The following is a 14,980-nucleotide window of genomic DNA, read 5'->3' on the forward strand; positions in this document are numbered from 1 at the left end:
CCGCTGGGAGCGTTAAGAAGGGCACCTTCCTCTACGCATAGCGTTAAGAAGGTGCCCTTCCTTTCTAGACGGCGGTGAGGCGGGTGGTGTTGGCGGCGGCGTCGTCGGCCATGCGCTGGGATTCGCGTTCGGCGTCGACGCGGGCCAGGTAGGCGGCGGTTTCGGCGTCGACGGTGGCGGGGTCCCAGCCGAGGACGGGGGCCATGAGTTCGGCGGTGCGGCGGGCGGTCGCCGCGCCGCGGTGGGCGGTCTCGATGGAGATCCGGGTACGCCGGGCCAGCACGTCCACCACGTGCAGCGCCCCCTCGTTGCGGGCGGCGTACACGACCTCGGCGGACAGGTGCTCGGGCGCGCCGGGCAGCGGCTCGGCCAGCGAGCGGTCGGCGTCGATCAGCGCGAGCAGCTCGGTGGTGAGCGTGCCGTAGCGCTCCAGCAGGTGCTCCACCGCGCCGACGCTCAGCTCGTGCCGCCGGGCCAGGTCGGCGCGGTCGCGCCACATGGCGTCGTAGCCGTCGGCGCCGAGCAGGGGCAGCTCCGCGGTGCCGCTGTGCCGCACGTCGCCGAGCCGCCGCACCGCCTTGTCGACGACGTCCTGCGCCATCACCCGGTACGTGGTGAACTTGCCGCCCGCCACCAGCAGCAGGCCGAGCAGCGGCTCGACCACGGCGTGCTCGCGGGACAGGGCCGAGGTGGAGTCGGACTCGCCGGACAGCAGCGGGCGCAGCCCGGCGTACACCCCCTCGATGTCGTCGCGGGTCAGCGGCCGGTCGAGCACGGCGTTCACATGGGACAGCAGGTAGTCGATGTCCTTGGCGGTCGCGGCCGGGTGCGCCCGGTCCAGCGCCCAGTCGGTGTCGGTGGTGCCGATGATCCAGTGCCCGCCCCACGGGATGACGAACAGCACGCTGGTCGCCGTACGCAGGATCAGCCCCACCTCGCCGGTGATCGCGGAACGGGGCACGACCAGGTGCACGCCCTTGGAGGCGCGCACCCGGAAGCCGACCCGCGCGTCGGGCAGCCACGACGACACGTCGTCGCTCCACACGCCGGTCGCCGCGATGACGGTCTTGGCGCGTACGTCGAACTCCTCGGTGCCGTCGCTGACCCGGACGCCGGTCACCTGCCGGGCCTGCCGCAGCAGGCCGACGGCCTTCACCCCGGTCACCACGGCCGCGTCGAGGCTGGCCGCGGTCCGGGCCACGGTCACCACGAACCGGGCGTCGTCGACCTGCCCGTCGTAGTAACGGATCGCGCCGACCAGGCCCTCCTCGCGCAGCGACGGGAACAGCCGCCGCGCGCCGTGCCGGCTCAGGTGCCGGTGCAGCGGCATGCCGCGGCCGCCGCCGACCAGGCCCGCGAACACGTCGTACAGGGCGACGCCCGCGCCGTAGTAGACGCGGTGCCACGCCCGCTTGGCGACCCCGGCCAGGCCGGGCGTCTCGGGAGGCAGCGGCACCAGGAACGGCACCGGGCGCACCAGGTGCGGCGCGAGCCGGGTGGCCAGCAGGCCGCGCTCCCGCAGCGCCTCGTGGACCAGCGGGAACTCCAGCTGCTCCAGGTAGCGCAGGCCGCCGTGGATCAGTTTGGACGAGCGCGAGGAGGTGCCGGCGGCGAGATCACTCGCCTCGATCAGGGCCACGCGCAGGCCGCGGGAGGCGGCGTCCAGCGCGGCCCCCGCGCCGGTCACCCCACCCCCGACGACCAGCACATCGAACTCTTCGTCGCGGAGCCTGCGCAGGTCGGCGGCACGACGCTCCGGAGAGAGAGCGCCCGCGGCGAAGCGGGACACGCTGCGGTCACGCATTCCATCAAGGTACCGTGCGGCTGTGCTCCCAGACGGTGACCGGCAGGGTGTTCCGCCCCATATTCCGCCCCTGAACGCGCCCCCCGAAGCAGCGACGGCGGCGGATGCGGCACCGGCGCGCGCGTCGGCCGGGCTGATCGTCGCGACCGTCGTGGTCGGTCTGTGGGCGGTCGCCGTCGCGGTCGCCTCGCAGTTCGGCCTGGTGCTGACCGGGCAGGTGCTCGGCCAGCTGGGCATGGAGCTGCCCGGCCTGCTGTGGCCGCTGACCGGACTGCTGGCCCTGCTGGTGGCGGGCATCCCCGCCTGGCTGCTGTCCCGCCTGCCGCGCCATCCGGGGGTACGCGCCGTCGGCGCGGCCTTCGGCCTCGGCGCGATCGCCCTGGGCGTGGGCAGCGCGCTGCGCATCGTGCCCGCCTCGGCCAACGAGCTCTACCTGCTCTGCTACGCGATCCTCGCGGGCGGTGGGGCCTACCTGCGCTACCGGCGCACCGGTGCGGCCACGGCGGCGGGCGGTCCGGCCACCGCCGCGGCGGCACCGGCCGGCACCGCTGCCGAGCGGACCGCGGCGACCTCGCCGGGCGACGCTGCCGGCCCCGGCGGCTTTGCTCTGCACACCGATACGCACCATGCGTATCCGCGCGCGGAGCAGAGCGGACCGCAGCCCGGGGCACTGGGGTGGGCGGTGGTCGGCGGCGTGCTGGTGCTCGCGCCGTTCCTTTGGGCCGGGGCGCTGGGCGGGCTGACCGAGTCCATCGCCGCGCTGCTGGCGGCCCTCGCCGCGGGCGCGCTCGCCGCGACGATCCTCGGGCCTGTCCTGTGGCCGCACTTCACCGGCCGGGGCCGGCCGACGCTGGTGGTGGCGGGCGGGCTGGTGGCCGGGGTGGTGCTGGCGCTGCTCGCGGGCGGCACCGGCGCGTCCGGCGTGCAGGTCCTGGAGCTGCTGGTGCTGCCGCCGCTGGGCTTCGCGGTCGCCGCGCTCGCCCCGGCCTCACCGCGCGGCTCGGCGACCCTGCTGCTCGTGGGCATCGCCGCGTTCGGGCCCGTCGGCTTCGTCGACCCCGACGAGATGAACCTCGCCCTGTTCGGCCGGGACGTGCCGTTCTACGCCCTGCTCGCGGCGCTGGTCGCCTGGCTGGTGGCGCTGGCCGTGGGCGTCGCGTACGGCGCCGGCCTGCTGCGCACCGAGCGCGCGCCGACCGGGGCGCACGCGGCGGGCAGGCCGCAGCCGCCCGCCGGATCGGCGGTGCACTGGTCGGACGACCCCGACCCCGGACCGCCGCTGCGGGTGGTGCCGCGCACCGGCGGCCGGGCCCTGGCGGCCGGGCTGGCGACCGCGGTCGCGCTGGGCGCCGGGGCGTACTACCTGTCCACCGGCCAGCCGGGCTTCTTCGGCGACCAGCTGTTCGTGGTGCTCAAGGAGCAGGCGCCGCTGGCGGGGCTGCCGACCACGACCGGCCTCGGGCCGGGCCGCGACGAGCGGGTGACGGCCGTTTACCGGCGCCTGGTCGAGCACGCCGACCGCACCCAGGCGCCGCTGCGCGCCGAGCTGGACCGGTGGAGCCTGAACTACCAGCCGTACTACCTGGTCAACGCGATCCTGGTGAACGGCGGGCCGGAGACCCGGGTGTGGCTGGAGTCCCGTTCCGATGTCGACCGGGTGCTCACCGACCAGCGGCTGCGCCCGCTGCCGGCCGAGGCGCCGGTCGAGCACGGCACCCAGCAGCAGCCGCCCGCCGCGCCGGAGTGGAACCTGACCATGGTCGGCGCGCCCGAGCTGTGGCAGCGCGGCGTCACCGGCAAGGGCATCGTCGTGGGCTCGTCGGACTCCGGGGTGGACGGCTCGCACCCCGCGCTGGCCGCGAACTACCGCGGCGGCGACGACTCCTGGCTGGACCCCTGGTCGGGCAGCCGTACCCCGAACGACCACAACGGGCACGGCACGCACACCACCGCCACGGCCGTGGGCCGGGAGCGGGTCGGCGTCGCGCCCGACGCCCAGTGGATCGGCTGCGTCAACCTGGAACGGAACATGAGCAGCCCCTCGCTGTACCTGGACTGCATGCAGTTCATGCTGGCCCCGTACGCGCACGGCGGCGACCCGTTCACCGACGGCCGCCCGGCCCGCGCACCGCACGTGCTCAACAACTCGTGGGGCTGCCCGCCGCTGGAGGGCTGCGACAGCACCGTGCTGCGCCCGGCGACGGCGGCGCTGGCCGCGGCCGGGATCGCGTTCGTGGCGGCGGCCGGCAACACCGGCCCGTCCTGCGGCTCGCTGGACACGCCGCCGGCCACCGACCCGGACGCGCTGACCATCGCGGCGGTGGACGAGGACCGGACCGTCACCGGCTTCTCCAGCCGGGGCCCGGCCGACGGCAAGCCCGACCTGGCCGCGCCGGGGCAGGCGGTGCTGTCGGCGATGCCCGGCGGCACATACGCCCGGCTCAGCGGCACCTCGATGGCGACCCCGCACGTGACCGGCGTGATCGCGCTGCTCTGGTCGGCCCGGCCGGAGCTGGTCGGCGACCTGGCCCGCACCGAGCAGCTGCTGCGCGACGCCACCCAGCCCGCGCAGCTCGCGACGGCGGCCGCCCCGTGCAACGACGAGGCAGCTCAGGCGGGGGCGGGCATCGTCAACGCGGCGGAAGCGGTCGTCGCCACCGGCGGGTAGGCTGGGCGCTCATGATCACCCCGTACGAGCCGCAGCACCGGACCGCCGTGGCGGAGCTGCTCGCCCGCTGCCTGCTGGAGGAGGACGCCGCCGAGGCGGCTGACCTGGTCGACCTGCTCGGCGGCTCGGCGGGCTTCGTCGCCACCGACGGCGACGCCCCCGACGCGGACGTGATCGGGGTGGCGCTGGCCAGCACGGGGCACAAGGACCCCACCGTGGGCCACCTGGATCTGCTCGCCGTGGACCCCGCCTTCCGCCGTCAGGGCCTCGCCCGGGAGCTGGTGGGCGCGGTCGAGGGCCTGCTGCGCTCGCGCGGGCTGAGCGCGGTCCGGGTCGCCGGCAACCCGCCCACCCACGCCTGGCCGGGGGTGGACGTGCGCTACACCCCGGCCGTCTGCGCGCTGACCGCCCTCGGGTACGCCCACGACCGCACCGCCTGGAACATGACCGCCGAGCTGGTCGAGGGCTCCCCGGCGCTGCGCGAGACGCGTACCGCGCAGGAGCGGCTGGCTCATTCGCACGTGGTGGTCCGCGCGGCGACGCCGGACGACCTGCCCGAGCTGCGCCCGATGATCCTCGCCGAGTGGGGCCCGGCCTGGGCCGCCGAGGTCGAGCGCGCGATCGGCGGCGCGGGCGGGTGCCATCTCGCGCTGCGCGACGGTCAGCCGGTCGGCTTCGCCGCCTGGGGCGGCTGCCGGCCGAGCTGGTTCGGGCCGATGGGGACGCTGCCCGCGGCGGCCGGGCTGGGCATCGGCGGTGTCCTGCTGCGACGCTGCCTGCGCGATCAGGCCGAGCGGGGCATCACCAGGGCGCAGATCGGCTGGGTCGGCCCGGTGCCGTTCTACTCCGGCGCGGCGGGCGCGGCCATCGAGCGGGTCTTCTTCCTCTTCCACAAAGCACTCTGAGGTGCGCTTTTTTCGCTTTTCGGATTAAGTTCGGAAAATTCTGGGCAACATGAGGGGGTGGCAGCCCCAGCGAGCCCCTTGGCGGAACCGCACGACACCCGCGGCGCAGCGATCATGGTCGCCGCCGCCGCCGCGGTCGGTGGCTTCCTGTTCGGGTACGACACCGCGGTCATCAACGGCACCGTGGACGCCCTGCGGGACACGTTCCACCTGAATCCCGTGGCGCTCGGCCTGGTCGTGTCGGCGGCGCTGCTCGGGTGCGCGGTGGGCGCGTGGTTCGCCGGCCCGCTGGCCGACCGGCTCGGCCGGGTCCGGGTCATGGTGATCGCCGCGGCCCTCTTCCTGGTCAGCGCCATCGGCTCGGGCCTCGCGTTCAGCGCCGTCGACCTCACCTTCTGGCGGGTCATCGGCGGCTTCGGGGTCGGCGCGGCGAGCGTCATCGCACCGGCGTACATCGCCGAGGTCTCCCCCGCCCACATGCGCGGCCGGCTCGGCTCGCTGCAGCAGCTCGCGATCGTCACCGGCATCTTCGTCGCGCTGCTCGTCGACTACCTGCTCGCCGACGCGGCGGGCGGGGCCATGCAGCCGATGCCGTGGGGCGGCGCGGCCTGGCGCTGGATGTTCGCCTCGGCCGCCGTGCCCGCCGTCATCTACGCGGTACTGGCGCTGCAGATCCCCGAGTCCCCGCGCTACCTGGTGCGCCGGGGCAGGCTCGCCGAGGCCCGGGCCGTCATCAAGCGGCTGATCGGCGGCGATGTCGAGAAGCGGATCACCGACATCAAGCGCACCGTGGCCGGCACCCAGGAGAAGGTCAAGCTCGGGGTGCTCAAGGGGCCGCGGCTCGGCCTGCTGCCGATCGTCTGGGTGGGCATCCTGCTCTCGGTGTTCCAGCAGTTCGTCGGCATCAACGTGATCTTCTACTACTCGTCGACGCTGTGGGCGTCGGTGGGCTTCAGCGAGTCGAACTCGCTGCTCATCACCGTCATCACCAGCGTCACCAACATCGTCACCACGCTGATCGCGATCGCCCTGGTCGACAAGATCGGGCGGCGGCCGCTGCTGCTCATCGGCGCCGCCGGCATGGTGCTCACGCTCGGCGTGATGGCCTGGTGCTTCTCCACCGCCACGCAGACCGTGGGCCCCACCGGCGAGGCGCTGACCACGCTCAGCCCGGCCGTCGGCAAGGTCGCGCTGGTCGCCGCCAACCTGTACGTGGTCGCCTTCGGCATGAGCTGGGGCCCGGTGGTCTGGGTGCTGCTCGGCGAGATGTTCAACAACCGCATCCGCGCCACCGCGCTGGCCGTCGCCGCCGCCGCCCAGTGGATCGCGAACTGGCTGATCAGCACCACCTTCCCGGCGCTGGCCAGCATCGGCCTCACCTTCGCGTACGGCCTCTACGCCCTCTTCGCCCTGCTCGCCTTCTTCTTCGTCCTCAAGTCGGTCCGCGAAACCAAGGGCCGCGAACTCGAATCCATGTAACGCCCCGCCCGCCCCCCGGGCCGGGCCACGCCGCGCCACGCCGCGCCGCGCCGCCAAGATCGTCCGACTTGCCAGGCACATGGGCGAATGACGCGTCAAGATACGCCCGAGTGCCTGGCAAGTCGAACGATCATCGGAGCGGGCCGCGGCCCGCGGGCCGCCGGGCGGCAGCGGGGCGGGACGGGAAAGGCCCCCGAGCGTGGGCTCGGGGGCCTTTCCGTCGGGTCTGACGGAACTCAGAAGTCCATCTCGCCGCCGCCGGGGCCGGCGGGCGCGGCGGCCGCCTTCTCCGGCTTGTCGGCCACGACGGCCTCGGTGGTGAGGAACAGGGCCGCGATCGAGGCCGCGTTCTGCAGCGCCGAGCGGGTCACCTTGGCGGGGTCGAGGATGCCGGCCTTGAGCAGGTCGACGTACTCGCCGGTGGCGGCGTTGAGGCCCCAGCCGGCGTCCAGGTTGCGCACCTTCTCCACCACGACGCCACCCTCGAGGCCCGCGTTGACGGCGATCTGCCGCAGCGGGGCGTCGAGCGCGACCTTCACGATGTTGGCACCGGTGGCCTCGTCGCCCGAGAGGTCCAGCTTCTCGAACGCGGTCTTGCCGGCCTGCACCAGGGCCACGCCGCCGCCGGCGACGATGCCCTCCTCGACGGCCGCCTTCGCGTTGCGCACGGCGTCCTCGATGCGGTGCTTGCGCTCCTTGAGCTCGACCTCGGTGGCCGCGCCGACCTTGATCACCGCGACACCGCCGGCCAGCTTGGCCAGGCGCTCCTGCAGCTTCTCGCGGTCGTAGTCGGAGTCCGACTTCTCGATCTCGGCGCGGATCTGGTTCACCCGGCCGTTGATCTGGTCGGCGTCACCGGCGCCGTCGACGATGGTGGTCTCGTCCTTGGTCACGACGACCTTGCGGGCGCGGCCCAGCATGTCCAGGCCGACGCTGTCCAGCTTGAGGCCGACCTCCTCGGACACGACCTGGCCGCCGGCCAGGATCGCGATGTCCTGCAGCATCGCCTTGCGGCGGTCGCCGAAGCCCGGGGCCTTGACGGCGACGGACTTGAAGGTGCCGCGGATCTTGTTCACGATCAGGGTGGCCAGGGCCTCGCCCTCGACGTCCTCGGCGATGATCAGCAGCGGCTTGCCGCTCTGCATGACCTTCTCGAGGATCGGCAGCATGTCCTTGACGTTGGAGATCTTGCCGTTGACGATCAGCAGGTAGGGGTCCTCGAGGACCGCCTCCATGCGCTCGGGGTCGGTGATGAAGTACGCCGAGTTGAAGCCCTTGTCGAAGCGCATGCCCTCGGTGAGCTCCAGCTCCAGCCCGAAGGTGTTGCTCTCCTCGACGGTGATGACGCCTTCCTTGCCGACCTTGTCCATGGCCTCGGCGATGATCTCGCCGACGGTCGGGTCAGCCGCGGAGATCGAGGCGGTGGAGGCGATCTGCTCCTTCGTCTCGACGTCCTTGGCCAGCTTCGAGAGCTCCTCGGCCACGGAGCTGACGGCGGCCTCGATGCCACGCTTCAGGGCCATCGGGTTCGCACCGGCGGCCACGTTGCGCAGACCCTCACGGACCAGCGCCTGCGCCAGGACGGTCGCCGTCGTCGTGCCGTCACCGGCGACGTCGTCGGTCTTCTTGGCGACCTCCTTGACCAGCTCAGCGCCGATCTTCTCGTACGGGTCCTCGAGCTCGATCTCCTTGGCGATGCTCACACCATCGTTGGTGATGGTGGGGGCGCCCCACTTCTTCTCGAGCACGACGTTGCGACCCTTGGGGCCGAGCGTCACCTTGACGGCGTCAGCGAGGACGTTCATGCCCCGCTCGAGGCCGCGGCGCGCCTCCTCGTCGAACGCAATAATCTTGGCCATAACGGCGTTGTCCTCCTGGACAATTCCGAGGTCGGACGGCTGGCCCGCGACGACCGGCTGCCACCATTCGGCAACCCCGCCACTCCGACTTCTGGTCTCGTGTTGGCACTCCCGCGCGGAGAGTGCCAATCACCTGTTTAGCACTCTCGCCCCCCGAGTGCAAGCGAACACGGGATGATCACAGGTCAGCGGAGCCGCCCGGCGAGCCCGGCGGTGTCGACCCCGCGCTCGGCGCCGAGGCGCTCGGCGTACGTGATGAGCACGCCGCTGAACAGCAGCATGGTGAGCGGCACCTCGACGGCGGCGGTGAGCGCCGCCCCGGTGAGCGGGATGAGCGGCGCACCGGTGGTCACGCCCAGCGCGGCGGCGGTCCGGTCCCCGATCTCGGTGACCATCACCTCGACGAACGACGACGCGAGCAGCGTCAGGCCCACCAGCGCCAGCCGCGCGCAGTTCGGCCAGAGCGCGGCGTGGAACAACCGGAACGAGGTTGCGATCGCGTTGCCCCGCTCCAACAGGTACGCCGGGCCGACCAGCGCGGTGGCCATCGCGAGGTAGGCGTACACCAGCGCGGCCGGGACAAGCCCGAGGTAGTCGGCGGCGCCGACGCAGCACGCCGCCACCCCGGCGACCGCCACGCCGACGAGCACGTACGTGACCACCTGGTAACCGGCGAGCCCGAGCAGGTGGCGCAGCCCGAACCGCAGCGACTGCCCGATGGAGACGGTCAGCCCGGCGGCCTGCCGGGTGGCGTGGTGCGTCGCGGCGGCGTACCCGATCAATTGGGGTAGCAGCACCACCACGACGTAGGCGAGCCCGGCGGCGAGCAGGACGCCGACGATGCTGTTCCGCCCGCCCTCCGCGAGCAGGCCCGGGTCCAGCTCGCCCAGGCGCAGCCCGGCGCTGCGGGCCAGCAGGCCGAACCCGATCGCGGGCAACGCGTGGGTCAGCGTGAAGATGACCGCGAGCGGACGTGCGCTGCGGCGCAACAGCATGCCGGTGCGCTGGGCCCAGCCGTTGATGCGCTGCTCGGGCGGGTTCACCAGCGGATCGTCCGCCGCGGTGGGCTGCGGCGCGGCCGCCCGGTAGGCCCCGTCGGGGGGCAGGAAGCCCTGCTGCGGGACGGCCGGGTGCGACGGGTCGGGGGCGGGCTGCGTCATCTGCGGCTCCAACGGAGAACAGCGGCCGGGCAAGCCGAAGGGCCCCGATCCGGTGGGATCAGGACCCTTTCGTCTTGCTCAAGCTTTGATGGCCAAGCGGTCAGGCGATGACCCGGACCTTCTCAGCCTGGGGGCCCTTCTGGCCCTGGGCGATCTCGAACTCAACGCGCTGACCGTCGTCGAGCGCCTTGTAGCCGTCCATCTCGATCGCGGAGAAGTGGACGAACACGTCCTGCCCTCCGTCGACCGCGATGAAGCCGTAGCCCTTCTCGCTGTTGAACCACTTGACGGTGCCCTGTGCCACGGTGCACTTCCTCACTTCTGTAAAGCTGGGTGGCCTTGCCGGCCCACCCCCGGCTGGTGTTGTCAGCCGTCCTCGCACGCTACACGAGCACCGGTGCCCTCGCACAGCCCCAAAACGGACCTGTAGCGCTCCCATTACAGTTCGACAGTCGGCAATCTGACCGTGCGTACCATCTTGCGCGTGACCGCGCGGGGCATGCGCAGGTTACGTGGAACGTGGACAAGCACCGCCGCTCCCTCGCCCTTCGTCTGCCGGGCGCGATCATCCCCCTGATGGCGACCACCGTCTGCGCCGTAGGCCTGCTCATCACCGGTGGCGCCATGCAGTGGGCGCTGCACACGGGCACCGGTGCGGCACCGGCCACCGCACCCGGGCCGGGCGGCGACCGCGGCGACGGCGGCACGGGGGCATCGGCCACGCCGGTGCGGCTGCAGCTGCCGCCGGTCACCCTCGACGTCGACGGCTTCAGCAGCTGGGCGCTGCTGGACCGGCGCACCGGCGAGATCGCCGGCTCCTCCAACCTGGACGCACCGAGCGACACCATGTCCCTCATCAAGGTATGGCTGGCCGCCGACTTCTTGCGCCGCACCGAGTACCCGGACCAGCGCAGCCTGAACCGGCTGATCATCATGATCCGGGACTCGGACAACAAGGCGGCGTACGAGTTCTACGAGCGCAACGGCGGCCGCGAGGGCATCGAGCGCATGGTCGAGCTGTGCGGGCTCACCGAGTCCGAGCCGTACCGGATCGACGGATACTGGTCGAACACGGTCGTCTCGGCGCGGGACGTGGTGCGGCTGGGCGCCTGCCTGGCCGACGGCCGCGCGGCCGGGCCGCACTGGACCGACTGGCTGCTCACCCAGATGCGGCTGGTCCGCGGCGTCGGCGACTTCGGGCCGCGCGCGGTGTTCCCGCCGGAGGTGGCGTCGACCATCGCCATCAAGAACGGCTGGCTGCTGCGGGCCGAGGACAAGCTGTGGCACCTGGCCTGCCTGGCGGTGACCGACAAGTGGGCGATGAGCGTGCTGCTGCGCTACCCGTCGCGCTATGGCTTCGACCACGGCCGCGAGCTGTGCGCCTCGGTAGCCGAACAGCTCAAACCCGCCCTGCCCTGAGCGGCACCGTCCGGCAAACGTTAAGAAGGGCACCTTCTACAACGCATAGCGTTAAGAAGGTGCCCTTCCTTTCGGCGTCAGGCGGGGCGGCGGGACTGGATGATGCGGAAGCGGCTCGCGACGAACGCGCTGTCGGTGAGGGCCGCGTTGGCGGCCGGGTTGGCGCCGGAGGCGTGGAAGTCGGAGAAGGCGGCGGACTGGTTGACGAAGATCCCGCCGGTCAGGTTCGCCGACAGGTGCACGCCGACCTCCAGCGCCGCCTGCTCCACCGCGTCCAGCACGGACTCGTCGGTGCTGTAGACGGCGGCGGTGATGGCGCCCTTCGCGCCCACCGTCTCGCGGAAGATCTCGATGCTGCGCGCGGTCGAGTCGGTCGGGATCGCGAAGGTCACCGGGCCGAAGCACTCGGTGCCGTAGCCGTCGGTCACCTTGACGATCATCGGGGTGCGGCAGACCGCGTCCGCGTACGCCGGGTGGGCCAGCTCGGCCGAGTCGAGCACGACGTCGCCCAGCTTGCGGGCGGACTCGATCCGGTCCAGCACGTCGTCGTTGACGATCGCGCCGGTCAGCTCCACGGCCTTGGCCGGGTCGCCGGTGATGGCCCGGACGCCGTCGGCGATGCCCGCCACGACCTCGTCGAAGCTCTTGTGCCCGGCCTCGGTCTCGATGCCGGCCGCCGGGATGAGCAGGTTCTGCGGGGTGGTGCACATCTGGCCGCTGTAGAGGGTCAGCGAGAAGCCCAGGTTGCGGCACATGCCGGCGAAGTCGTCGGTCGAGTCGACGACGACCGTGTTCACCCCGGCCTTCTCGGTGTACACCTGCGCCTGCCGGGCGTTGGCCTCCAGCCAGTCGCCGAAGCCGGTCGAGCCGGTGAAGTCGATGATGCGCACCTCCGGCCGCAGCGCCAGGTCGGCGGCGATCGGGGCCTCGCGGGTGTCGACGGCGAGCTGCACCGTGTTCGGGTCGAGCCCGGCCTCGGCCAGCACCTCGCGGGCGGCCTGCACGGTGATGGCGAGCGGCAGCACCGCGCGCGGGTGCGGCTTGACCAGCACCGGGTTGCCGGTGATCAGCGAGGCGAACAGGCCCGGCCACGAGTTCCAGGTCGGGAAGGTGTTGCAGCCGATGACCAGGCCGATGCCGCGCGGCACCAGGTGGTACGTCTTGGCCAGGGTGTCGGCCTTCTTCGTCCACACCACCGAGCCGACCTGCCGGGTCTGCTCGGCGTAGCCGTACGCCACCGCCTCCAGCGCGCGGTCGAGCGCGTGCGGGCCGCCCGCCTGGAAGGCCATCACGAACGCCTGGCCGGTGGTCGCGTGCACCGCGTTGGCCAGCTCGAACACCCGCTTGTGCAGCCGGGCCAGGATCTCCAGGCACACGCCCGCGCGCACCTGCGGACCCGCGTCGCGCCACGACGGCAGCGCGGCCTGCGCCGCGGCGATCAGGGCGTCCGGCCCCGTGCGGGGGTATCGCACGTCGAGCGCGACCCCGAACGGCGAGCGCTCCGGGGCGACCCACTCGTCGGCGGGCTGGTCCAGCGGGAAGTCCTTGCCGAGCAGGGCGGTGAACGCGGCCTTGCCGTCGGCGGCGGCGGTCTCGCCGTACACCTTCGGGCTGGGCGACTCCGGGTACGCCGACCAGTAGCCGCGCTCGGTGATCGCCCGCAGCGCGCTGTTCAGCAGCTCCTCATGGGTGGTGAAGAGATCCGTGGCGGTAGCAGTCATGCCCTCATCATGCCCGACGCCGTGAGCGGCGCCACCCTCCCGGCTTGATCAGCACTTTCGTGGCTTCGCGCCGTCGAGCAGGCGGACGTACGCGTGGGAGACGTAGATGCCGTCGCCGACCCGGTTCCACAGGTCGGTGGTGCGTACCGTGCCCTCGACCTTGTCGCCCCTGACCTGGCACCGGATCGGCAGCCGGGCGTAGTCCCCGGCGCCGCCGCGCAGCGACGCCTTGACCCTGGGGGCCGAGCGCACCCGCAGCCACTCGCCGTCGGTGTCGACCTCGCCGCGGTCGCCCGCGCCGGTCCACAGGTAGGTGACGTGCACCCAGGCGTTGTCGGTCAGGCCGAGCCCGTCCCAGAACGCGCCGTCGGCGATGTCGATGCCGGCCGGGTTGCGCACCTCGCGGCCGAACTCGTCCTCGCCGTCGTTGTGGTCGTCCTGGTACGCCGCCTGCGCCTGGGGCTTGCCGCGGGGCAGCTCGTCCCACATGTGCCGGTCCTCGGCCCAGTAGTCGTCCTTGGTGTTCCACGGGCCGACGTCCCACACCGGCAGGAACACGCAGCGGTCGTTGCCCTCGTGGCAGACCCGTACGCTCCGGTCGCCCTCGCCGCGGTCGTTCAGCGCGCGCCAGGACGGCAGCGCCGCGAACCAGTCCCGCTTCTTGATGGTGTGGCCGTTGGCGGTCTTCCAGCCGACCAGGCCCTCGCGGGTGGCGTAGATCTTCGCGACCAGGGTGCCGCCCGCGGGCGGGGCCGAACTGGCGGGTGCGGTCGCGACGAGCAGCGCCGGGACCACACTGAGGACAGCGATCAGGGACACGAGCAAACGACGCCTCATGTCCCTGATCAACGATCATGCGCCCGGCCTGGTGCTGGGCGAACCGCCAGTCCGTTTCAGGCAAACCGCCCCTTTTATGCCGGTTGTTCGGTCGCCGGGTCCAGATCACGCTGCCAGGTCTGGAACGCGGCCATCCGGCGGAAGCCCATCTGCTCGTTGATCGAGACCATGTAGCTGTTCTCCGCCGCGTTGAACGTGTCGATGTGCTCGATCTGCGGCTCGTTCTCCCGGAAGTAGCGCAGGTTGGCCACCTTCACCAGCGCGCCCAGCCGGTGGCCGCGGTGCTTCGGGTCGACGATGGTGATCTGCTGGAAGGCGTGCCAGGGCGCCTCCCCGATCGAGATGAAGGTCCAGGCGACCAGGTCGCCGGAGTCCTCGTGCACCGCACCCGCGTGATACGTGCGCCGCTGCCGGGCCGCGACGACCTCCTCGATCCGGCGGAACCGGGTCACGTCCGGTTTCTCCGGCTCCACCTTGAGATCGCCCATGGGCGCGTCGGTCATCAGCCGCGAGTCGAGGTAGGCCAGGCGCTCCACCAGCTCGGCCGGGGCCGCGCCGTGCCAGTGGACCAGGCGATACCCCGCCGCCTTGGCTCGCGCCGCGGCCTCCATCCCGGCCAGCACGTTCTCGTCCACGTCAGCCATCGACAGGCGCCGCTGCACCTCGGGCAGCGTGTTGGTGAAGCCGAGCGCGGTCGCGAACGCCGGACCGGCCTCGTCGGGGGCGGGCAGGCCGGGCATCGACAGGCTGGAGCTGGAGACCAGCTCGGTGAGGCCGTGTTCGCGCGCGTACGCCAGCACGTGCTCGAACAGCGCGCGGCCGATGCCCCGGCGCCGGTAGGCGGGCACCACCTCCAGCGTGAAGACGAGGTGCTTGAGGTTCTGCTCGGTCATGTAGACCAGTTCGAGCCGGCCCACCGGCACCCCGTCCAGCCACGCCACCCTGTCCCGCACGACGCGGGCCGGGAAGCGATGCCTCTGCATCAGCTGCCCGGCCCGTTCGGATATCCGTGGGAAGTGTGGTGTCTCGTGGTCGCATACCTGGCTCATGACCTGGACCCAGGCGGCGACCGAGGCGGGATCGTCGGCGTCGACGGGCGCGATGTGAAGGCTCATGCCCGCCAGGGTT

Annotated in this window: 11 protein-coding genes; 4 read left to right on the plus strand and 7 right to left on the minus strand. The window is 72.5% G+C overall.

The genetic code is table 11. The features are described 5' to 3' along the window. Positions 1 to 64 precede the first annotated feature (64 nt). On the minus strand, positions 65 to 1,804 hold the full coding sequence (locus tag Cba03nite_RS34925) for a glycerol-3-phosphate dehydrogenase/oxidase (RefSeq protein ID WP_203755956.1): 1,740 nt from the start codon (positions 1,802 to 1,804) through the stop codon (positions 65 to 67). A gap of 22 nt (positions 1,805 to 1,826) precedes the next feature. Here Cba03nite_RS34925 and Cba03nite_RS34930 point away from each other — a divergent pair, with 22 nt between their 5' ends. The 3 genes from Cba03nite_RS34930 to Cba03nite_RS34940 are packed head-to-tail and all read left to right on the plus strand — an operon-like array spanning position 1,827 to position 6,856. Further along, positions 1,827 to 4,472 (plus strand): S8 family serine peptidase, encoded by a 2,646-nt coding sequence (locus tag Cba03nite_RS34930; RefSeq protein WP_239126246.1) that lies wholly within the window; start codon positions 1,827 to 1,829, stop codon positions 4,470 to 4,472. 11 nt (positions 4,473 to 4,483) lie between these two features. Then, positions 4,484 to 5,377, plus strand: coding sequence for a GNAT family N-acetyltransferase (locus Cba03nite_RS34935; protein WP_203755958.1), 894 nt, complete (start codon positions 4,484 to 4,486; stop codon positions 5,375 to 5,377). Positions 5,378 to 5,434: 57 nt separating this feature from the next. Further along, positions 5,435 to 6,856, plus strand: a complete 1,422-nt coding sequence (locus tag Cba03nite_RS34940) for a sugar porter family MFS transporter (RefSeq protein ID WP_239126247.1) — start codon at positions 5,435 to 5,437, stop codon at positions 6,854 to 6,856. Positions 6,857 to 7,092: 236 nt separating this feature from the next. Here Cba03nite_RS34940 and groL read toward each other — a convergent pair whose 3' ends face one another. From groL to Cba03nite_RS34955, 3 genes are all read right to left on the minus strand, one after another. Next, on the minus strand, positions 7,093 to 8,715 hold the full coding sequence (gene groL / locus Cba03nite_RS34945) for a chaperonin GroEL (protein ID WP_203755959.1): 1,623 nt from the start codon (positions 8,713 to 8,715) through the stop codon (positions 7,093 to 7,095). 185 nt (positions 8,716 to 8,900) lie between these two features. Continuing rightward, positions 8,901 to 9,875: a hypothetical protein gene (locus Cba03nite_RS34950; protein ID WP_203755960.1), complete on the minus strand. Its 975-nt coding sequence runs from the start codon at positions 9,873 to 9,875 to the stop codon at positions 8,901 to 8,903. 100 nt (positions 9,876 to 9,975) lie between these two features. Continuing rightward, a complete protein-coding gene (locus Cba03nite_RS34955; RefSeq protein WP_033342363.1) occupies positions 9,976 to 10,179 on the minus strand; it encodes a cold-shock protein in 204 nt (67 codons plus the stop codon). Positions 10,180 to 10,451: 272 nt separating this feature from the next. Here Cba03nite_RS34955 and Cba03nite_RS34960 point away from each other — a divergent pair, with 272 nt between their 5' ends. Then, positions 10,452 to 11,294: a serine hydrolase gene (locus Cba03nite_RS34960; RefSeq protein ID WP_203755962.1), complete on the plus strand. Its 843-nt coding sequence runs from the start codon at positions 10,452 to 10,454 to the stop codon at positions 11,292 to 11,294. A gap of 77 nt (positions 11,295 to 11,371) precedes the next feature. On the opposite strand, the gene paaN is transcribed toward Cba03nite_RS34960, so the two are convergent. From paaN to Cba03nite_RS34975, 3 genes are all read right to left on the minus strand, one after another. After that, complete coding sequence (gene paaN, locus Cba03nite_RS34965; RefSeq protein ID WP_203755972.1) at positions 11,372 to 13,015, minus strand: phenylacetic acid degradation protein PaaN; 1,644 nt, start codon at positions 13,013 to 13,015, stop codon at positions 11,372 to 11,374. 48 nt (positions 13,016 to 13,063) lie between these two features. Then, positions 13,064 to 13,852: a DUF8814 domain-containing protein gene (locus Cba03nite_RS34970; RefSeq protein ID WP_203755974.1), complete on the minus strand. Its 789-nt coding sequence runs from the start codon at positions 13,850 to 13,852 to the stop codon at positions 13,064 to 13,066. 74 nt (positions 13,853 to 13,926) lie between these two features. Continuing rightward, positions 13,927 to 14,967 (minus strand): GNAT family N-acetyltransferase, encoded by a 1,041-nt coding sequence (locus Cba03nite_RS34975; protein ID WP_203755975.1) that lies wholly within the window; start codon positions 14,965 to 14,967, stop codon positions 13,927 to 13,929. Positions 14,968 to 14,980: the final 13 nt, after the last annotated feature.

Source organism: Catellatospora bangladeshensis, from assembly GCF_016862575.1.
Taxonomy (GTDB): Bacteria; Actinomycetota; Actinomycetes; order Mycobacteriales; family Micromonosporaceae; genus Catellatospora; species Catellatospora bangladeshensis.